Origin of the sequence: Aneurinibacillus sp. Ricciae_BoGa-3 (assembly GCF_028421645.1) — a bacterium.
GTDB lineage: Bacteria > Bacillota > Bacilli > Aneurinibacillales > Aneurinibacillaceae > Aneurinibacillus_B.
In genome coordinates this window covers 4,432,487-4,449,282 of record NZ_CP116887.1, presented here as the reverse complement: position 1 = coordinate 4,449,282, position 16,796 = coordinate 4,432,487, and the positions used below count along the sequence as shown (strand labels likewise).

Genomic DNA, 16,796 nt, shown 5'->3' with positions numbered 1-16,796 from the left:
TGGTAAGCACAAAAGTCCTACCGGAAAGAAAATTAAGATAAAGTAAGTTAAAAGATTGCATAAGATTAGTCTCAAAGAGAAGACTGCTAAGGTCTCTCTTTGAGACTGCTTATCTTCTCTTAAGAGGTGAATGTAATGCATCCTAGTGAATTAGAATAATATCTGTTCGATCATTTCCCTAAACTAGAACTTAAAAAACCTTTATTTTATAACGCTTCTTTTGGCATAAGATTTGAATTAGGAGCGGGTCTAGATATGGTTGAAGTAAGAATGGAACAAGTGAACTATCGTTCAAAAACATTATTTCATGAAATAAATTCTGACGATGATGAATTATATTTTGTTATATTCGCAGATTCTTGGGAAGATGAACCTGTATCAAAAGTTGAAAGTAAAATTATTGATGTTTTTGTTAAATATTCAAATAAGTTTTCAATCGACGATGTAGATAAAGCTGTTTTACCATATCGGTATCGAGATGATGAAGATGAAGATAATACTATAACGCTTCGATTTTGTTTGAAAAGGAAAACTAAAGATATTCAAATAAATGATCTTTTAACTGCAAAAGCAAATGGTAGTATTTATGGAGATATTTATTTAATTAACTCAATAAAACATGTGATTTATCATTTGTATGATGATAGGGGATTAGACATTATTTCAAGTCAAAAGAAACCCTTGGAAAAATTATATGTTAATTATAATCATTGGATATTAGATGGATTGACGTGCTCATTAAGCTCAATAAAACGCATAAAATATTCGCAATTATTAGATATAATTTTATAATGAAGTAAATGAACAAAAATGGGGTGTGCTTTTGAAGGATCGAAATCGCTTAGAAGAGATGTGGAAAGGTTTTATCTTTGAGAAGAATCTTGATCCGGAGCTAAATCCAATCATTAAAGAATCCTGGCAGAGGTCTCTGTTCTATGAGGTAGATCCTTACAAAAGAAAGGGCGAACGCACCTTAACTTATTTCGAGCTAGAACAGCTGAAGAAGGACAGAGGCGATTTTTATTCCATTGCCCTCGCCGTTATGGAGAATTTGTATTCTTTTGTAAAGGGATCTGGCTTTCTGGTGATCCTTTGCACGGAGAATGGTTTTTTAATCAAGGTGATTGGGGACGAAGAGCCGCTTAGAAATGCCAGGAGCATTGACTTCGTGGAAGGTGCGGATTGGAGCGAAGAATCAATGGGTACCAATGCGATTGGAACTTGCCTGAAAACCAACAGGCCTGTTCAGGTTTATGGTGCCGAGCACTTTACACAAGTATGCCAAAGCTGGACGTGTTCGGCTGCCCCTATCCATGACCCTTCAGGAAAGCTGATTGGAATCTTGAATATGTCTGGTCCGTTTGAACGCGTTCATTCACACACACTGGGAATGGTTGTGTCGGCTGTCCAGGCAATTGAACAGCAAATGAAATTGATAGAGAAATCAAGGAAGAATGAAGTGATGCAAAGCTACATTGAAGCCACCATCAATACATTGACAGACGGTGTACTCATCACCAATCAGCAAGGTTTGATTCTAAAAGCGAACAACAGTCTGCTCCGTTTATCAGGGTTAAGCGAATTACAAATTGTTGGACAAACACTGGACATCTTGTTTGAAGAAGAAAGAATTATAGATAAAGCATTGGACTGTCCAAAGATCATCAACGAGGAAGTGAATGTAAAACAAGTGCGGAATGGCCAGTTGATTCCGTGTTTGCTTCATATCAAACCTATTTATGATCAGGATGGGCAATGGATGGGTTCGTTAATTTCCTTGAACGAAGTTAAGAGTGTCCGTAAATTTGTCAATGAAATAACAGGCAGTCAGGCTAAGGTTACATTCACAGATATTGTTGGATCCCACCCGCTTTTCATGGAATGTATAAAAGAAGCAAAATTGGCTGCCCGGACTGCCAGCACGGTCCTGTTGATGGGTAATAGCGGAACGGGAAAGGACCTTTTTGCTCAGGCCATCCATCAGGAAGGCGGAAGAAGCCATAAGCCTTTTATAGCGATCAATTGTGGGGCCGTTCCTAGGGATTTACTTGGAAGCGAACTATTCGGTTATGTTGAAGGAGCCTTTACAGGAGCAAGAAAAGGAGGCAGTGCTGGCAAATTCGAACTGGCGGATGGAGGAACCCTATTTCTGGATGAAATAGGAGAGATGTCTCTGGAAATGCAGGTACTTCTCCTGCGGGTCTTACAGAATCGGGAGGTTATCCGGATGGGTGGACACCGGGTGATTCCGGTAGACGTCCGAATTATATCCGCTACGAATAAGGATTTGGAAGAGGAAATGAGGAAAGGCCATTTTAGGGAGGACTTATTTTATCGCCTGAATGTGATGCCCATTAAAATTCCAGCACTGCGTCAGCGCAAGGAGGATATTTCACTGCTCGCTAAAAGTTTCTGTCAAAAGCTCAGTCAGAGGTTGAACAGAGATATCCGTGATATTTCACCAGAACTGATACGTCTGTTGGAAGGGCATGACTGGCCAGGGAATGTGCGGGAACTGCAAAACGTCTTGGAACGAACGATACTTCGTTCCGAGGGAACCGTTTTATTACCACAATTTTTACCGGCAGAGCTGCAATCCTGGCCGCGAGTTGAAAAGCAAGAAGACATGCTTTCATGGAAGGAAGAAATGAAAAAACAAGCACTGTTACAAAGCATTCAAGAATGCAAAGGAAATCTAAAAAAAGCCGCCACTCTTCTTGGAATTTCCCGAAGCACGCTTTACCGTCAGATGGAGAGGTACGGATTGCGTTCATCCTTTTAGTGTCCCACTTTGTCTCAATGTGTCCCATTTGTATTGCAGGACACTTGTCCCGAAATGGGACATTTTTAGTTAGATAGGAAGCTGAAGAAGTAGGAAAACCAGACTTGAAAGAGCTGCCGTTGGCCAAGCGAGTATGGCATGCTATTTGCACTTGCTTGTAAAGTGAACAAAACATGAAAGGGGAAGTGTCTATGTCAATCCCGGTGAATCAGATGAAATGGATGTACGAAACCATGTACAAGATTCGTTATTACGAGGAAACAATGGTTCAGGCTTATATGGAAGGGAAACAGCCTGTATTTAATATTGGCGCGGGGACGGTACCAGGAGAGATGCACCTCGCTCCTGGCCAGGAACCGGCAGCCGTTGGGATTTGTGCGCATTTGCGGCCGGAAGATACGGTTACATCCCCGCATCGCCCCCACCACCACGCAATTGCTAAAGGTGTTGATTTGAATCGCATGACAGCTGAAATATTTGGGAAAGTTACAGGTTTAGGAAAAGGGAAGGGCGGTCACATGCATTTGTTTGATCCTGCTGTAAAGTTTTCTTGCGGAGGAATTGTTGCTGCGGGGGTGCCGCATGCTGTTGGGGCCGCATTGGCTGCAAAGATGAAAGGAAAGGATTGGGTTGCTGTTGCCTTTATTGGGGAGGGAGCAGCTAATGCCGGAGCCTTTCATGAGTCTCTGAATATGGCTGCATTATGGAAGCTTCCATTTATTATCGTAGTAGAAGATAACGCATATGGAATCTCTGTCGCCAAGAAAGAATCGACGGCAGTAGCCTCCAATGAAATACGCGGGGCTGCTTATGGTATCCCAGGTTACCTTGTGAAAGATAATGACCCGATAGAAATGTATCGGATTTCCGAAGAAGCGGTATCCAGAGCGAGACGTGGTGAAGGACCTTCCATCATTGAAATCGAGACGCATCGCTATCTTGGACACTTCCAGGGCGATCCGGAACTGTACCGTGACAAGCAGGAAGTTCCGGGACTGCGGGAGAGGGATCCAATTGCACGATTAGAAGCCAAATTGCTTAAGGAAGGCGCTGCCAGCCAAGATGACATTGCGCAGATGCAAGCCCGCGCTGAAAGCACTGTCCACGATGCTTATACATTTGCGAGAGAAAGTGCTTATCCTGCCCCTGAGGAAGCGCTGCAAGGCGTTTTTGCTTAATCGACGTTTAGCTGCAGGTATAAATTACAGTGGAGAGGAATGATGTACATGGAAACGAAGGAAAAACGCCTGCTCACAGGCAATAAAGCGTTGGCTGAAGCGATTGCTTTAGAAATGGAGAGAGACCCTAATGTGTTTGTACTAGGTGAAGACGTTGGCAAATATGGCGGCATCTTTGGGTCTACCGAAGGGCTGCTCGACAGATTCGGACCGGCCCGCGTACTCGATACGCCTATTTCTGAAACCGCCTTCATTGGAGCGGCGATTGGTGCAGCAGCGGAGGGAATGCGTCCCATTGCAGAGCTGATGTTTGTCGATTTCTTCGGTGTGTGCATGGACCAAATCTATAATCACATGGCTAAAATCCCGTATATGTCCGGCGGAAATGTAAAGCTGCCTATGGTTTTGATGACGGCAGTCGGAGGAGGGTATAGCGATGCGGCTCAGCACTCGCAAACGTTGTATGCAACCTTTGCCCATATGCCGGGAATGAAGGTTGTGGCACCTTCTACTCCATTCGATATAAAAGGGATGATGATTTCCGCCATTCGTGATGATAATCCGGTTCTATTCATGTTCCATAAAACGCTGCAGGGGCTAGGGTGGATGGATCAAATCGATGCTTCCCTCGGACATGTTCCAGCGGAGTCTTACACGGTACCGTTAGATAAAGCAAAGGTGGTGCGCGAGGGTAATGACGTGACCATTGTTGGCCTTCAGATGACGCTGCATTACGCTTTAGAAGCCGCACAAAAACTGGCAGAACAAGGGATCGAGGCAGAAGTGATAGATTTAAGATCCCTTGCGCCGCTAGATACCGAAACGATTATTCAGTCCGTTAAAAAGACCCATCGGCTGGTGGTTGTGGATGAAGATTATAGATCCTACGGAATGACAGCGGAGGTATCCGCCGCTGTTGCCGAGCATGCGCTCTATGATCTGGCGGCTCCTATTCGCCGCTTAGCCATACCAGATGTTCCAATTCCGTACAGCAGGCCGCTGGAACAGTTTATTCTTCCTAATTCGGCCAAAATTATCGAAACGGTTTTGGACTTAATGAACGAATAAATTTAACAGCTTCATAGATAGGAGGGAGATTCGTTGTATTCTTTTGTCATGCCTAAAGTTGCTGAAGACAAAGCAGAAAGTTTAATTGTTTTCTGGCATAAATCGGAGGGGGATTTTGTCAAGGAAGGGGAAGTTCTTGTTGAAGTCCAGACCGAAAAAGCCGTATCTGAAATTGAATCACCCATTAGCGGAAGATTGACAAGAATTGAGGCCAAACGGGGTGACGTCGTCGCTGAAGGCCATTTGCTAGCTGTAATTGAGGCGGCGGCGGAGCACCTGGAATCGCAAAAAGAGATTGCGGCTTCCTCAGCTGTGCTTGAGAAAGAAACAAAAGGAGGATGCCAACCTGTTGCAGCTGGGTCATCTTCTTTTGTTCAAGCTTCCCCGTTTATTCGCCGCTTAGCCCGTGAATTGAAAGTTGATCTCGGCGCTGTGCAAGGCTCAGGTCCGAAGGGAAGGATTACTGAACAGGATGTAAGAGCGGTAGCTCAAAATCGACAAAACCCACCTGCAGCTCTTGAAACGAAACCGGAAGTTCGCAACAGCACGGAAGCAACAGATCGCACGCAGCTCGCTCAAGCTACTGGCGAGAGGATCAAAATAGAAGGGACACGCCGTATTATTGGACAACGTATGGTGCATAGCGCTTCTACTGCACCCCATGTAACCCTGGTTGCTGAAGTGGACATGGGCGCTTCTATGGAGTTGAGGAACAGGCTCCTTCCTGTCATTGAGAAAAAGTGTGGATACCGACTTTCATACACGGAAATCATTATCAAGGCGGTTTCTCAGGCACTTACGCTACATCCAAAAGTCAACGCGTCTCTTGATGGGGACTTTATTATCCTACATCCTGAAGTAAACGTTGGTCTCGCCGTAGCTGCTCCCAATGGATTAGTGGTACCGGTGGTGCAACATGCAGATAAAAAAGGGTTAGCTGAACTAACCACGGAATGCAAAAACCTGACAGGGCTAGCTAGAGAAAATAAGCTGACGCCGGACCATATGTCGGGCGGAACGTTCACCATTAGCAATTTGGGTATGTATGCGATCGACGCGTTTACACCTATTATTAATCAGCCTCAATCCGCCATCTTGGGGGTAGGCCGAATTCATGATAAACCAGTAGGTGTAGAGGGAAAGATTGAACTTCGCCCGATGATGACACTCAGCCTTTCTTTTGACCATCGCGTAATCGATGGAGCACCAGCCGCTGAGTTTCTTCAGGCTGTAAAGGATGTATTGGAAAATCCATACCAAATGATAGTCTAGTACAACCAAATTAATTATCGCAATATTGCCTCTACCTTTAATGCACGGGGCGATTTAGTTCAACAGCAAAAGCCGCTGGTTAGGGATTTCCTTGCCAGTGGCTTCCTCCAATCCGAAAATGCTATTTTATGCGAAAAACCCGCTGTGGCCGGCCGATGGCCCCATACACTAATTCTTCATCAGCTGAATTTTCTTCAACAAGGTATGCCAGGTACGTCCGGGCGGTTGATCGGCTGACACCTGCTGTTTTGGCGATTTCTTCTGCACTCTGCGGTGTTTCACTTAGGGATAAACTGCTTTTGATGCGCTCCAGTGTTCGGAAGTCAATTCCAGATGCCATAGGTTTAACGTGGGAGGCCGAGCGCATTTTCTTGAGATCGTCAACCATGCCTTGGTTGACGCTCGTTAAGCTGGAGAGCCGGGATTTGAATTGCCCATACTTTTTAAGAGAGTCCTGCAGATGATTTAAATCAAACGGTTTAATCAGGTAGTCAAATACCCCGAACCGAAAGCCCTCTTCCACCACCTCTAATTCGTTAGCCGCTGTAATCAGAATCGCATCACATGGAATGTTCAGTGCCCGAATCTCCCTCAATACATCAATGCCGGAGCGATCAGGCATGAACACATCGAGCAGAAGGAGATTGGGGTTTGTTTCCTTTACAATTGACAAGGCTTGTTCATAATTATGCGCGATTCCAACCAGCTGGTACCCTGGCTGGGAGTCAATGAATTTTCCATGAAGCCTCGCGATCATAAAATCGTCATCCACAACAACCGCTCGTACCGAAACATGAGTCAAACGTATCACCTCTCTAACGAAATAATTCTAATTTGGCAGCTTCGCCTCCAAGATAGCACCCTCATAAGAAGACAGAATGGATAAATTACCCCCTGCATCCGCTACGAGTTTGGATAGAAGAGCTAATCCAAATCCTCTGCCAGGGCCTTTGGTTGTCATCCCATCTTCAAAGATGCGTTCCTTTAAAGAAGGATCAATCCCAGGCCCCTTATCTTCTACGTTTACAATCAGGTGCTCTGTTTCATCATTTATAAAAACATTGATTTCCGGCCTGCAAAGGGGATTCTGCGAGCCGGTTATCGATTCAATCGCATTCTCAATGGCGTTGCCCAAAATGGTAATGACTATTTCCCGGTGCTTACATGGGTCAGCTAAATGTGATTTTGGGTCAATTGAAAGGGTAATGCCCTGCTCCTTCGCCCGATGGACTTTTCCGATTAAAGTTCCGACTATCGCAGGGTCGCGAATCCGGCTCATAAAGAAAGTAAGTACTTGCTGCTGCTCTTCATTGACCTTATGGATCAATTCTCGAACTAATTCGTATTCTTCCAGCTGAATCAGCCCAGATATGGTATGGAGCTTATTCATAAATTCGTGCCGCTGGCTGCGAAGGGCATCTGCATATTTTCCAACATCCGCCAGACGTTGATCGATTTGCTCTAACTGAATCTTATCGCGAAAGCTGGCGACAGCTCCAATGACATGGCCCTTTAGCGTGACAGGCACGCGATTAACAATCACAAGTGTATTGCTGATAATCATGGGCTGGTCGTTATGCGAAATGCCCTCCTCTAAAACTTCGGGCAGCCGGGAATTGGGAATGATCGTTTCAATAAATTGCCCAATTATATCACTGGATTCTACGCCTAATAAGCGCTTTGCTTCCTGGTTGCAGGTTGTAATCATGCCCTCTCTGTCGACGGCAATAATTCCTTCGCGAATGGATTCCAGAATGCTCGCCTGTTCCTGAGAAAGGAAGGCAATCTCAAACGGCTCCATGTTAAAGGTTTGTTTCTTAATGTGACCGGATAGCAGATAAGCGCCCCACAAGCCTAGGGCCAGGGCCACTATACCTGAACCTATCGTTCGAAGCAGAAAGAGGGAAATCTTGTTCCAGATATCACTAACGAGGAAGCCTACTGAGACAAGGCCAATTTGATGGTGCTGTGAATTAAATACCGGTGCTTTGCCTCTAACGGACAGGCCAAGGCTGCCTGTCGCACGGGAAATACTTGTTTCTCCTTTGAGCACCTTTTGATCGTCCCCTGGGTCCGTACCCATGTTTTTTCCGATTAGCAAAGGATTGGGATGGCTGTAACGAATCAAATTCATATCGGCCACAACGATAAACTGAGCGCCTGTAACAAGCTTAATATTTTCGGTTATCGGCTGTATCGCGGCAGCGGGATTCGACTGCTCAAGACCGCGCTTTATTTGCCGCATGTCAGCAACCGTTTTGGCCAGTGCAACAGCCCTTTGCCCAATATCTTCAAATTCATTGTTGATAAACATGTAGCAAATCACGGAGATCACCAGGGTTAGCACCAAAACAATATTCAAGAAGACTAACCAATTGATTTTAGCCCGCAATGTCATGCGTTTACTCGCAAGCTTGTGCTGTCTAAACTGTTGCATCTGTTTTGACCCCTCGTTGTCAAAATCAACGAAACTATTTTTACTGTTTTATTCGGAGTATTTAGCAAAATATTCTAAATAAAATATTAACTTATTATACTACTAACTGTAAGCGGTATCAATTCACAAATAGAAAGGGGTTGATTGTTAGCAATGGGAAGCCATGAACCAGTTCGCTACGCATCTTCACCGGTTCAAACACCAATGATAGAACTTAAGAATGCCTCAAAGGAATATGTGAAGCCTTCTGGTGAGGTTCATACTGTTTTGCGAAACATAGATTTGCGCATCGAGAAGGGGGAGTTTTGCTCCATCGTAGGCCCGAGCGGCTGCGGTAAATCTACCACGCTAAATTTAATTGCCGGGTTTGAAGAGACAACGGGAGGCAAGGTGCACATTATGGGAGAGCCTTTAAAAGGCATCAACCCGCGTGCCGCCTGTGTGTTCCAAACAGACAATACGTACCCGTGGAAAACGGTGATGGACAATGTTTCACTCGGACTGCGTCTTAAAGGTCTAAAGAAGGGAGAAGCTTATCGCGAAGCAAAACGCTGGATTGAGCGGGTAGGCCTAAAAGGTTTTGAGAACCATTTCCCGCATCAGTTATCCGGCGGCATGAGGAAGCGCGTTGCACTGGCACAGTGTTTAATTGTACAGCCGGAAATCCTGCTCATGGACGAATCATTTTCCGCGCTTGATGTTCATACCCGTCAGTTGATGGAGGATGAACTGCTGAACATCTGGGAAGAAACGTCGGCATCGGTTGTGTTTATTACGCATGATTTGGAAGAAGCGATTGCACTTAGCGACCGCGTGGTGGTATTAACGGCCGGTCCGGGCGCAACCGTCAAAGGTGACTACCGGATTAACCTACCCAGGCCCCGCAATGTAGCGGAGATCCGGTTTCAGCCGCAATTCATGAGCTTGCATGAGCAAATCTGGGATGACTTACGAGATGAGGTTATGATTAGTTATGCAAACGCAAATAAGTAGCCAGGCAAAAAGTCTCGAGCAGACAGCAGAAGTGATTTCGCGTAAGAATGAGCTGCGCGCACAGGCTATGAAGCGCCGGGTTCGCGATTTAAGCTTACAGATTGCCGTGTTTATTGTGATTATGGGCACCTGGCAGGTTTTGACCAGCCGCAAAATCATTGATCCTTTTTTCTTCTCAAGCCCTTCTGATATTGTGCTGCATATTTGGAGTTGGGTTGTGAAAGGAACGAGCCAGGGACCTCTCTACATCCACTTTGTTGTTACGTTTGAGGAGACGATTCTTTCTTTTCTCTTAGGCGGAATTGCAGGGATCATCTTCGGTTATGCATTAGGCGTAAATGAATTGTTGTCGGTCGTTCTAGGGCCTTATATTAAAATGTTAAACGCGATCCCCCGGGTTGTCCTTGTACCGATTTTTATTTTATGGCTGGGACTTGGGATGTCATCGAAAGTCGCTTCAGGATTTGTTCTGACCTTTTTCATTGTATTCTTTAATGCTTTTCAGGGCGTAAGAGAAGTAGACCGAAATCTCGTGAACAATGCCCGTTTGCTGGGAGCCAATAAAAGGCAGTTAGCCCGGCATGTGATTATACCATCCGCTTTAACCTGGATTTTGTCCAGCTTGCATTCCAGTTTTGGCTTTGCGCTTATCGGAGCCGTTGTCGGTGAATTTATTGGATCTACTGAAGGGCTGGGCTACCTAATCGCGCAAGCACAGGGCTCATTTGATACGACTGGCGTATTTGCCGGCATGGTCATTCTGTCGGTAACCGCGCTGCTCGCTGATTGGCTGGTAACAAAGCTGGAGAAAAGGTTTATAGCCTGGCGACACGTGCGCAAATAAGAATCAAAAACTATCGATAAAAGGGGAGAACACAATGAAAACAAGCAAAAAAGTAAGTATAGGGGTTTCAAGCGCAGCGCTGCTCGCCATGCTGGTTACAGGTTGTGGAACAGGAACAAACACAGCGCCTACGTCTGCTGGAGCAGCAAAAAGCCCCTCAACCACTACGGATACTGCTTCATCCTCAGGTTCGGACAGGGTTGCCATTATGGTGGGCGGCCTTGAGAAAATCATCTACCTGCCGTATATGCTAACGGAGAAGCTGGGCTATTTCAAGGATGAAGGTTTAACCGTGACGCTGGTAAATGAAAGTGCCGGGCAAGACGCTGAAGTGGCTTTGCTTTCCGGTCAGGTAGATGGTGCAGGCGGATTCTATGATCATACCATTGATCTGGCAAGCAAAGGAAAGAAAGTAGAAGCTGTTGTTACAATGGCTGACGTGCCTGGTGAGCAGCTGATGCTGGCAGATAAATTAAAGGACAAAGTTAAAACATTAAAAGATTTAAAAGGGTTGACCATCGGGGTTACAGGGCTAGGTTCATCTACAAATATGCTGGCAAGCTACAATGTAGTAAAAGGCGGAAATAAGGAAAGCGATTACAAACCTCTGCCTGTTGGAGCTGGCCAAACATTGATCGCAGCCATGCAGCAGGGGCGAATTGACGCAGCTGTAACGAGTGAACCAACGGCTTCCATGCTCAAAGCCAAACATCTCGCTTCTACTTTTGTCGATATGAACTCAAAACAGGGAACCGTTGAAGCGCTGGGCGGGAAATACGCATCTACCAGCCTCTATATGACAAACGACTACGTAAAAGCACATCCGGCTGTCGTACAAAAACTGGCCAATGCGTTTGTAAAGACACTAAAATGGATGAACATCCATACACCGGAGGAAATCGCATCTAAAATGCCAGAGGAATATTATGCAGGCGACAAAGCTATGTATATAACCGCTCTTAAGGGCCAGCTTCCAATGTTCACCCCAGATGGAAAAATGCCGCAGGGTGATCCGGAAAATGTATTAAAAATACTGTCTTCATTTAAACCGGAAGTAAAAAATGTGAAGCTTGATGAGACTTATACAAATGAGTTTGTTGACAAGGTTAAATAATAGCGTAGATTGATAATGGGGAAAAGGAGGCTGCTGCCTCCTTTTCTGGATGTTTAGATACCAGTAATAAAAAAACATTGCATAAAGATGCATAACGTTCCGTGATGAATCATATGCCATTCGTAAGCAATTTCCTAAAAATCGCTTTTAATAATTTGAATAATAAGAATAAGGAGCAGTAAAATACACCTGCTCCTGAACAATCGAATCGAAATGACCATTAGTTCTATTTTTGGAGGATGTTCGCCAAACGTCTCTGTGCTTGTTCTGCCGTTGAAATCATTTCATCAAACAGTTCCTGAACTGTAGGGATACTATTAATTAGTCCAATAACCTGACCAGCCCACCCGAACCCTTCTGCATTATCACCATCATAAATAAACCTGCAATTTGCTTTTCCGCTAATCACATCTTTTAGGTCTTCATAAGTTGCTCCACTTTGTTCATGTTTAATGATATTAAGGGTAAAGTCTGATTTAAGAACACGCCCCGGAGCACCTAATGTCTTTTTTATAATTACTGTGTCTGTCTCTTTCGCACCTAGAATCGCTTGTTTATATTCTGGGCTTGCATGAACACACTCTTGCGTAGCAATAAAGCGAGTACCCATTTCAATTCCTTCTGCGCCAAGTGCCAGAGCCGCCAATAAACCACGTCCATCGCCAATACCCCCGCTGGCAATTACCGGAATTGATACAGAATCGACGACACGAGGAATAAGTATCATTGTACCAATATCGTCACGTCCTAAATGCCCGCCGCCTTCCTGTCCAACTGCCATTACCGCATCAGCACCAAGTTCTTCCGCTTTCTGTGCTTGTCTAACACCCGCAACAAGGACAAGAGATCTAATATTTTCTCCTTTAATTCGTTTAAAAACCGGTTGTGGATTAGCTCCGGTTATAGAAATCGCAGGTACCTTTTCCTCGATAGCAACTTCGAGCAATTCCTGATATTGCCCGTCGTGTCTTGCAATAGCAAAATTTACGGCAAAAGGTTTATTAGTAAGTCTACGTACTTTACGGATTTCCTCCCGGAGTCTTTCGGGTGTACCTAGCGTTGCCGCAGTAATTTGTCCGAGTCCACCTGCATTCGAGACAGCCGAAGCTAGTTCGGCATAAGCTAGGTAAGCTAATCCTCCTTGTATAATCGGATACTCGATTCCAAAAATCTCAGTCACCCTTGTTTTCATGTCTCTGGTCTCCTTTGTATATTATTTTAGATTTCTATCACGAGTGAATCCAAGATGACTAAATTTATCTATAATATTACGGTTATATTACAAAAGAAAATTGAAATTTTTTGTTAAATGAATCAATTTCATAACTCATAGTCCTTGAACCGTAAGGTTCAATAAGGATGAAAAAAAGGAGTACCTCCCTAAATCTCGAATAGAGTAGTTGCTCAGACAACTCAATGAGAAAGGTTGGTCTCCTCATGTACTCTATTCGTCAAGGACATTTGTTTTCCCTGCAAGATTTGTTAGATTTAGAACCTACCGAACGTTACACGGCGATTTTTGAAGGCATTAATATTATGCCGCTGCTTAAAATTACGTCTAAGAAAACATCTGCAGGTGCCCCTCAGTCACTTAATTATCCCGCGATGATTTATGCCATGTTGGCTCGTATTTTAGAGGGGGTCCCAACGATGGCACTTCTTGTTCGCCGTTTAAAACAGGATGTTCTTTTCCGTCTGGATTGTGGTTTTTCCTTTTCCGATCGGGTGCCATCTGAATCTTCTTTCTCACGTTTGATTCGAAAGATCAAAACCTCAAACGTGTTGGCTGAAATGAATGATCAACTTCTATCACAAGCGATGGAAGAAGGTTTTATTGATGGCAGCCATATTGCCATTGACGCAACGCACATCGAAGCGCGAGATCAAGCTCCACAAAAAGATGAAGTGGAAGAGGAACCCGCTGTCAAAGAACCGAAAAAACGAGGCCGCAAAAAGAAAGAAGACTATGAGGCCTGGAAAAAAGAACAGGAAGAAATCCAAAACAACCTGCCTATTTTTGAGCAGAAAATCGAAAAACAATTGGATTACACCTTCGGTGAGCTTCAAAAAGAAATGCCAAACGCTCCCAGGTGGGGAATTAAGAAGAACTCCGAAAATAAAAACCTTTTTTGGTATGGCTACAAACTTCACTTAGCTGTAGAAACGAAAAGTCAGTACATTTTAGGACATTTGCTTTCGTCAGGAAACATGAACGATGCCAAAGCTGCGATTCCGCTATTAAAAGGTATAGCTGAACGTTTTCCTATTCTGAACCATCACGAAAGTGATGGCGGACGCCGGATATGATTACAAACCGATTTATGAGCAGATTTACCGTATGAAAGCAGATGGGATTATCGCCTATAATAAGCGGAATGAAGCGCCACCTATCGGTGTTGATAAGTATTTCGCACCGACCTGTGTCCGTGAGTATTCCTATCGTTATGATAGCTATGATAAAAAATACGAAACGCTCAAGTATACAAGACCGAAGGAATGTAAGGATTGTCCGCTCGCTCACGACACGCTCTGTCAAAGGAGCATGAAAATCAAAAAAACAGTGGATTTGCGCCGGTATCCAGCTCCCGCCCGTGGAAGCAAGTCGTGGAAAGAGCTTTATAAGGAACGTACTTCTGTTGAACGAGTGAACGCGTACTTAAAAGAATATTTCCAGTTGAACAATATCCGGTATCGTTCCGGAGAATTAGCGAAAGTCCATGTTGATTTACTGTGCCTATTGTTTAATGCTTCTCAATTAGCTGTTGATCGTATCAACACCAAATTGAGCGTTAAAGCCGCTTAACAGAACGCGACCTCCGGTCGTTTTTAAAATTGAATACAAAAATTCTGTAGGTATTGAGATTTTTAAAAAGCAATTATGAAATTGATTCAAATAAAAAATTTATTGAACTAATCTACCCGATCGTAAATAGCAAAAACGCAAATAAAAAACTGTCTTACATTGACAGGCTAATCTTAAATTGGTATAAATTCATAAAGAGTTATAAAAATACACTCAATACAGTTTCTCGACACTCTCGAAAAGGAGGCTGATATCTCCTTTTTAATTTTGATATTTTTGCGATTAGTTGGTATGCAATGTTTATCACAGGTATATAAACCTCTATAAGTAAGCGCATTAGACAAGCACAAGGATTTGTTTATTCTTAAAATAAGTGCTATGCTCTTCTGTGACTTCCTCCCCCCACTAAAGTGAGGGGCTTCCTTGTGGAAGCTCGGTAGTGACTTGCTCTGGCAGAGATGATATCTCACGACATGATCCGTTGTTCCATTTCTGACCCGCCTTCATCTCAGACACCATAGGTAATGTCACACTTACCCTCCCGCAAAGGCTTTGCTCTGCGGGCACATAGTCTATCAAAAATTCCTTGTGGGAATTTCACAAGAAGTTTCAACAGCGATGGCTAGATACCAATCTGCTCCTTTTCGCAAAAGCTGAATGGTCGAACGGTTTTCTCGATTCTTGTCCACCCTAACTTCTTTTTTTACCAACTTTTTCGTTGCTTTGCTTTTAACTTGTTTCATCTCGTATGTAATGCTTTGTTGGAAAAAAGAAAAATACCGGGTAATAAACTCATTCTCTTCAACAGGAAGGTATTTTTTCTTTTTATCCACAACAAAACCTACATACCATTTGCCTTTGACACACTTAGTGTCCCAATTTTGGTTGTTGATGCTGATAGGGGCTCGTGATTTAAAGTAAGGGGCGTTCTGCCTTCGTATCGTAAAAGAATTATAGGAGATGTTGATATGGTAACCGAGGTAATCTTAAATGATGTGCATATAAACGTAACGGGATATAAAGAGGATGAGATAACGGATGAAAAAAGCGGCCATCCGCGGCATAAGATTGCCTTTGATTTTAAAGTTAGAAGTGGTGAAGAGTATCATAAAATTACGACGCTGTTATACAAGCAGACTTTCGATGTTGCTGTGCCTGAGCGTAAACTGAAATTTAGAGGAACGATAAGCAATTATTCGACTTCCTTTACAAACCTTTACGAAGAAAATGCAGTAGGTGATTTTAAACTTGAGCTGCTTGAAATTGGCTAGGAAAAAACGAACCAATTAACTTTCAACAAATAAAAACCTATTCGACTCTGCAGCGGTCGCTGACTGCTTATAGGGGGATTCATACTTCGCATAAAACTAACTAAAACCCGGAAGACAGAAGTATAACTGTTTTCGGGGTTTTTATCTATCTCTATCTTTATAATCCTTGCCCATGAGCATGGTCACTATAAAAAATAGGGGAACTGAGCACGCACCTATAACGATAACTGCCGTCCCGATCACACCGATCAACGCCAGCCAATATGGCGCTGTAGCAAACAAAACAAGGACAATGCAGGTAAGGCAGAGCAGATAACGCAGCGCTTTCCTTTCCAGATAAAATGTCAACACCCTCACCTCCGTTACATTTTTCCCGTTCATATTCATGATAACAGTTGATGTAAAAATAATCCAGCCCAATAACAGGTTGATTAACCCTTGCCTAAGTAGCCTTTGCATAAATGGCTCGCTTCATAACGTTTATTATTGCTATGCATAGGCAGTGATAACTTATAATAAACAAAAACGCGATCGGGGAGGAGCGTACATCCTTACTTTAACTGATTGAATATTATATAATTATCGAGAAAAGATACATAAATGATTTCACAACTATTTTAGGAAAAGAGGTCGTTATTGTTGGTTACAATTCATGCATTTTTTAAGGTTGATCCTAAACATCGCGATGAATTTCTGGCGCTGGCCAAAAAGGTTGTAGACGGTACACGAACAGAGGAGGGCAATATTAGCTATAACTTATTAGAAGATACTGAACAGCCAAATGTGTTTGTGTTTTTAGAGAAGTGGCAGGATCAAGCCGCTCTTGATATCCATGGAAAGACACCTCATTTTGGAGAATTTGTTAAGGGAGTCAAGGGGCTTCTGCTTGAGCCTTTTACAGCTGATGTTTTTGAAGTGGTGGCAAAGAGGTAAAAGATGTATACCCTTCTACAAAACTTGTAAAAAAAGCCGATGGATATCAACTGTACCCCAATTGTGAGACACAGCTAACAATTGGGGTACAGTTCAATACT

15 protein-coding genes and 1 pseudogene are annotated in these 16,796 nt (G+C 43.7%); 11 read left to right on the top strand and 5 right to left on the bottom strand.

Features of this window, described 5'->3' with window-relative positions; translation table 11 throughout:
- Positions 1-162 precede the first annotated feature (162 nt).
- The 5 genes from PP175_RS22685 (at position 163) to PP175_RS22665 (ending at position 6,300) form a co-directional block, all read left to right on the top strand.
- On the top strand, positions 163-792 hold the full coding sequence (locus PP175_RS22685; RefSeq protein WP_442870494.1) for a DUF3885 domain-containing protein: 630 nt from the start codon (positions 163-165) through the stop codon (positions 790-792).
- Between the two features lie 25 nt (positions 793-817).
- Positions 818-2,782 (top strand): sigma-54-dependent Fis family transcriptional regulator, encoded by a 1,965-nt coding sequence (locus PP175_RS22680; RefSeq protein ID WP_334314176.1) that lies wholly within the window; start codon positions 818-820, stop codon positions 2,780-2,782.
- 191 nt (positions 2,783-2,973) lie between these two features.
- Positions 2,974-3,960: a thiamine pyrophosphate-dependent dehydrogenase E1 component subunit alpha gene (locus PP175_RS22675; RefSeq protein WP_272440480.1), complete on the top strand. Its 987-nt coding sequence runs from the start codon at positions 2,974-2,976 to the stop codon at positions 3,958-3,960.
- A gap of 48 nt (positions 3,961-4,008) precedes the next feature.
- Positions 4,009-5,028, top strand: a complete 1,020-nt coding sequence (locus tag PP175_RS22670; RefSeq protein ID WP_272440479.1) for an alpha-ketoacid dehydrogenase subunit beta — start codon at positions 4,009-4,011, stop codon at positions 5,026-5,028.
- Positions 5,029-5,061: 33 nt separating this feature from the next.
- The gene (locus PP175_RS22665; protein ID WP_272440478.1) at positions 5,062-6,300 is read left to right on the top strand and encodes a dihydrolipoamide acetyltransferase family protein; all 1,239 of its coding nucleotides are present in this window, start codon (positions 5,062-5,064) and stop codon (positions 6,298-6,300) included.
- Positions 6,301-6,421: 121 nt separating this feature from the next.
- On the opposite strand, the gene PP175_RS22660 is transcribed toward PP175_RS22665, so the two are convergent.
- The gene (locus PP175_RS22660) at positions 6,422-7,102 is read right to left on the bottom strand and encodes a response regulator (protein WP_272440477.1); all 681 of its coding nucleotides are present in this window, start codon (positions 7,100-7,102) and stop codon (positions 6,422-6,424) included.
- Between the two features lie 27 nt (positions 7,103-7,129).
- Entirely contained in the window at positions 7,130-8,737 is a 1,608-nt protein-coding gene (locus PP175_RS22655; RefSeq protein ID WP_272440476.1) for an ATP-binding protein, read from the bottom strand.
- 153 nt (positions 8,738-8,890) lie between these two features.
- On the opposite strand from PP175_RS22655, the gene PP175_RS22650 reads away from it, so the two are divergent.
- Genes PP175_RS22650 through PP175_RS22640 form a run of 3 tightly spaced genes read left to right on the top strand, consistent with a single transcriptional unit; the run spans position 8,891 to position 11,688 of the window.
- Positions 8,891-9,730, top strand: a complete 840-nt coding sequence (locus PP175_RS22650; RefSeq protein ID WP_272440475.1) for an ABC transporter ATP-binding protein — start codon at positions 8,891-8,893, stop codon at positions 9,728-9,730.
- The gene (locus PP175_RS22645; protein ID WP_272440474.1) at positions 9,711-10,574 is read left to right on the top strand and encodes an ABC transporter permease; all 864 of its coding nucleotides are present in this window, start codon (positions 9,711-9,713) and stop codon (positions 10,572-10,574) included. Before PP175_RS22650 ends, PP175_RS22645 begins: the two co-directional genes overlap by 20 nt.
- Positions 10,575-10,608: 34 nt before the next feature.
- Positions 10,609-11,688, top strand: coding sequence for an ABC transporter substrate-binding protein (locus tag PP175_RS22640; RefSeq protein ID WP_272440473.1), 1,080 nt, complete (start codon positions 10,609-10,611; stop codon positions 11,686-11,688).
- A gap of 226 nt (positions 11,689-11,914) precedes the next feature.
- Here PP175_RS22640 and PP175_RS22635 read toward each other — a convergent pair whose 3' ends face one another.
- Positions 11,915-12,880 carry an NAD(P)H-dependent flavin oxidoreductase gene (locus PP175_RS22635; RefSeq protein ID WP_272440472.1) on the bottom strand — a complete coding sequence of 322 codons (966 nt, stop codon included), beginning with the start codon at positions 12,878-12,880 and terminating at the stop codon, positions 11,915-11,917.
- 245 nt (positions 12,881-13,125) lie between these two features.
- On the opposite strand from PP175_RS22635, the pseudogene PP175_RS22630 reads away from it, so the two are divergent.
- Positions 13,126-14,491, top strand: a pseudogene (locus tag PP175_RS22630) (transposase).
- A 575-nt stretch (positions 14,492-15,066) separates the two neighbouring features.
- On the opposite strand, the gene PP175_RS22625 reads toward PP175_RS22630, so the two are convergent.
- The gene (locus PP175_RS22625; protein WP_272440471.1) at positions 15,067-15,324 is read right to left on the bottom strand and encodes a hypothetical protein; all 258 of its coding nucleotides are present in this window, start codon (positions 15,322-15,324) and stop codon (positions 15,067-15,069) included.
- A gap of 135 nt (positions 15,325-15,459) precedes the next feature.
- Here PP175_RS22625 and PP175_RS22620 point away from each other — a divergent pair, with 135 nt between their 5' ends.
- A complete protein-coding gene (locus tag PP175_RS22620) occupies positions 15,460-15,762 on the top strand; it encodes a DUF3219 family protein (RefSeq protein ID WP_272440470.1) in 303 nt (100 codons plus the stop codon).
- A 141-nt stretch (positions 15,763-15,903) separates the two neighbouring features.
- Here the strand turns inward: PP175_RS22620 and PP175_RS22615 are convergent, their stop codons facing one another.
- Positions 15,904-16,221, bottom strand: a complete 318-nt coding sequence (locus tag PP175_RS22615) for a hypothetical protein (RefSeq protein WP_272440469.1) — start codon at positions 16,219-16,221, stop codon at positions 15,904-15,906.
- Between the two features lie 180 nt (positions 16,222-16,401).
- Here PP175_RS22615 and PP175_RS22610 point away from each other — a divergent pair, with 180 nt between their 5' ends.
- Entirely contained in the window at positions 16,402-16,695 is a 294-nt protein-coding gene (locus tag PP175_RS22610; RefSeq protein ID WP_272440468.1) for a putative quinol monooxygenase, read from the top strand.
- The last annotated feature ends 101 nt before the right edge of the window (positions 16,696-16,796 follow it).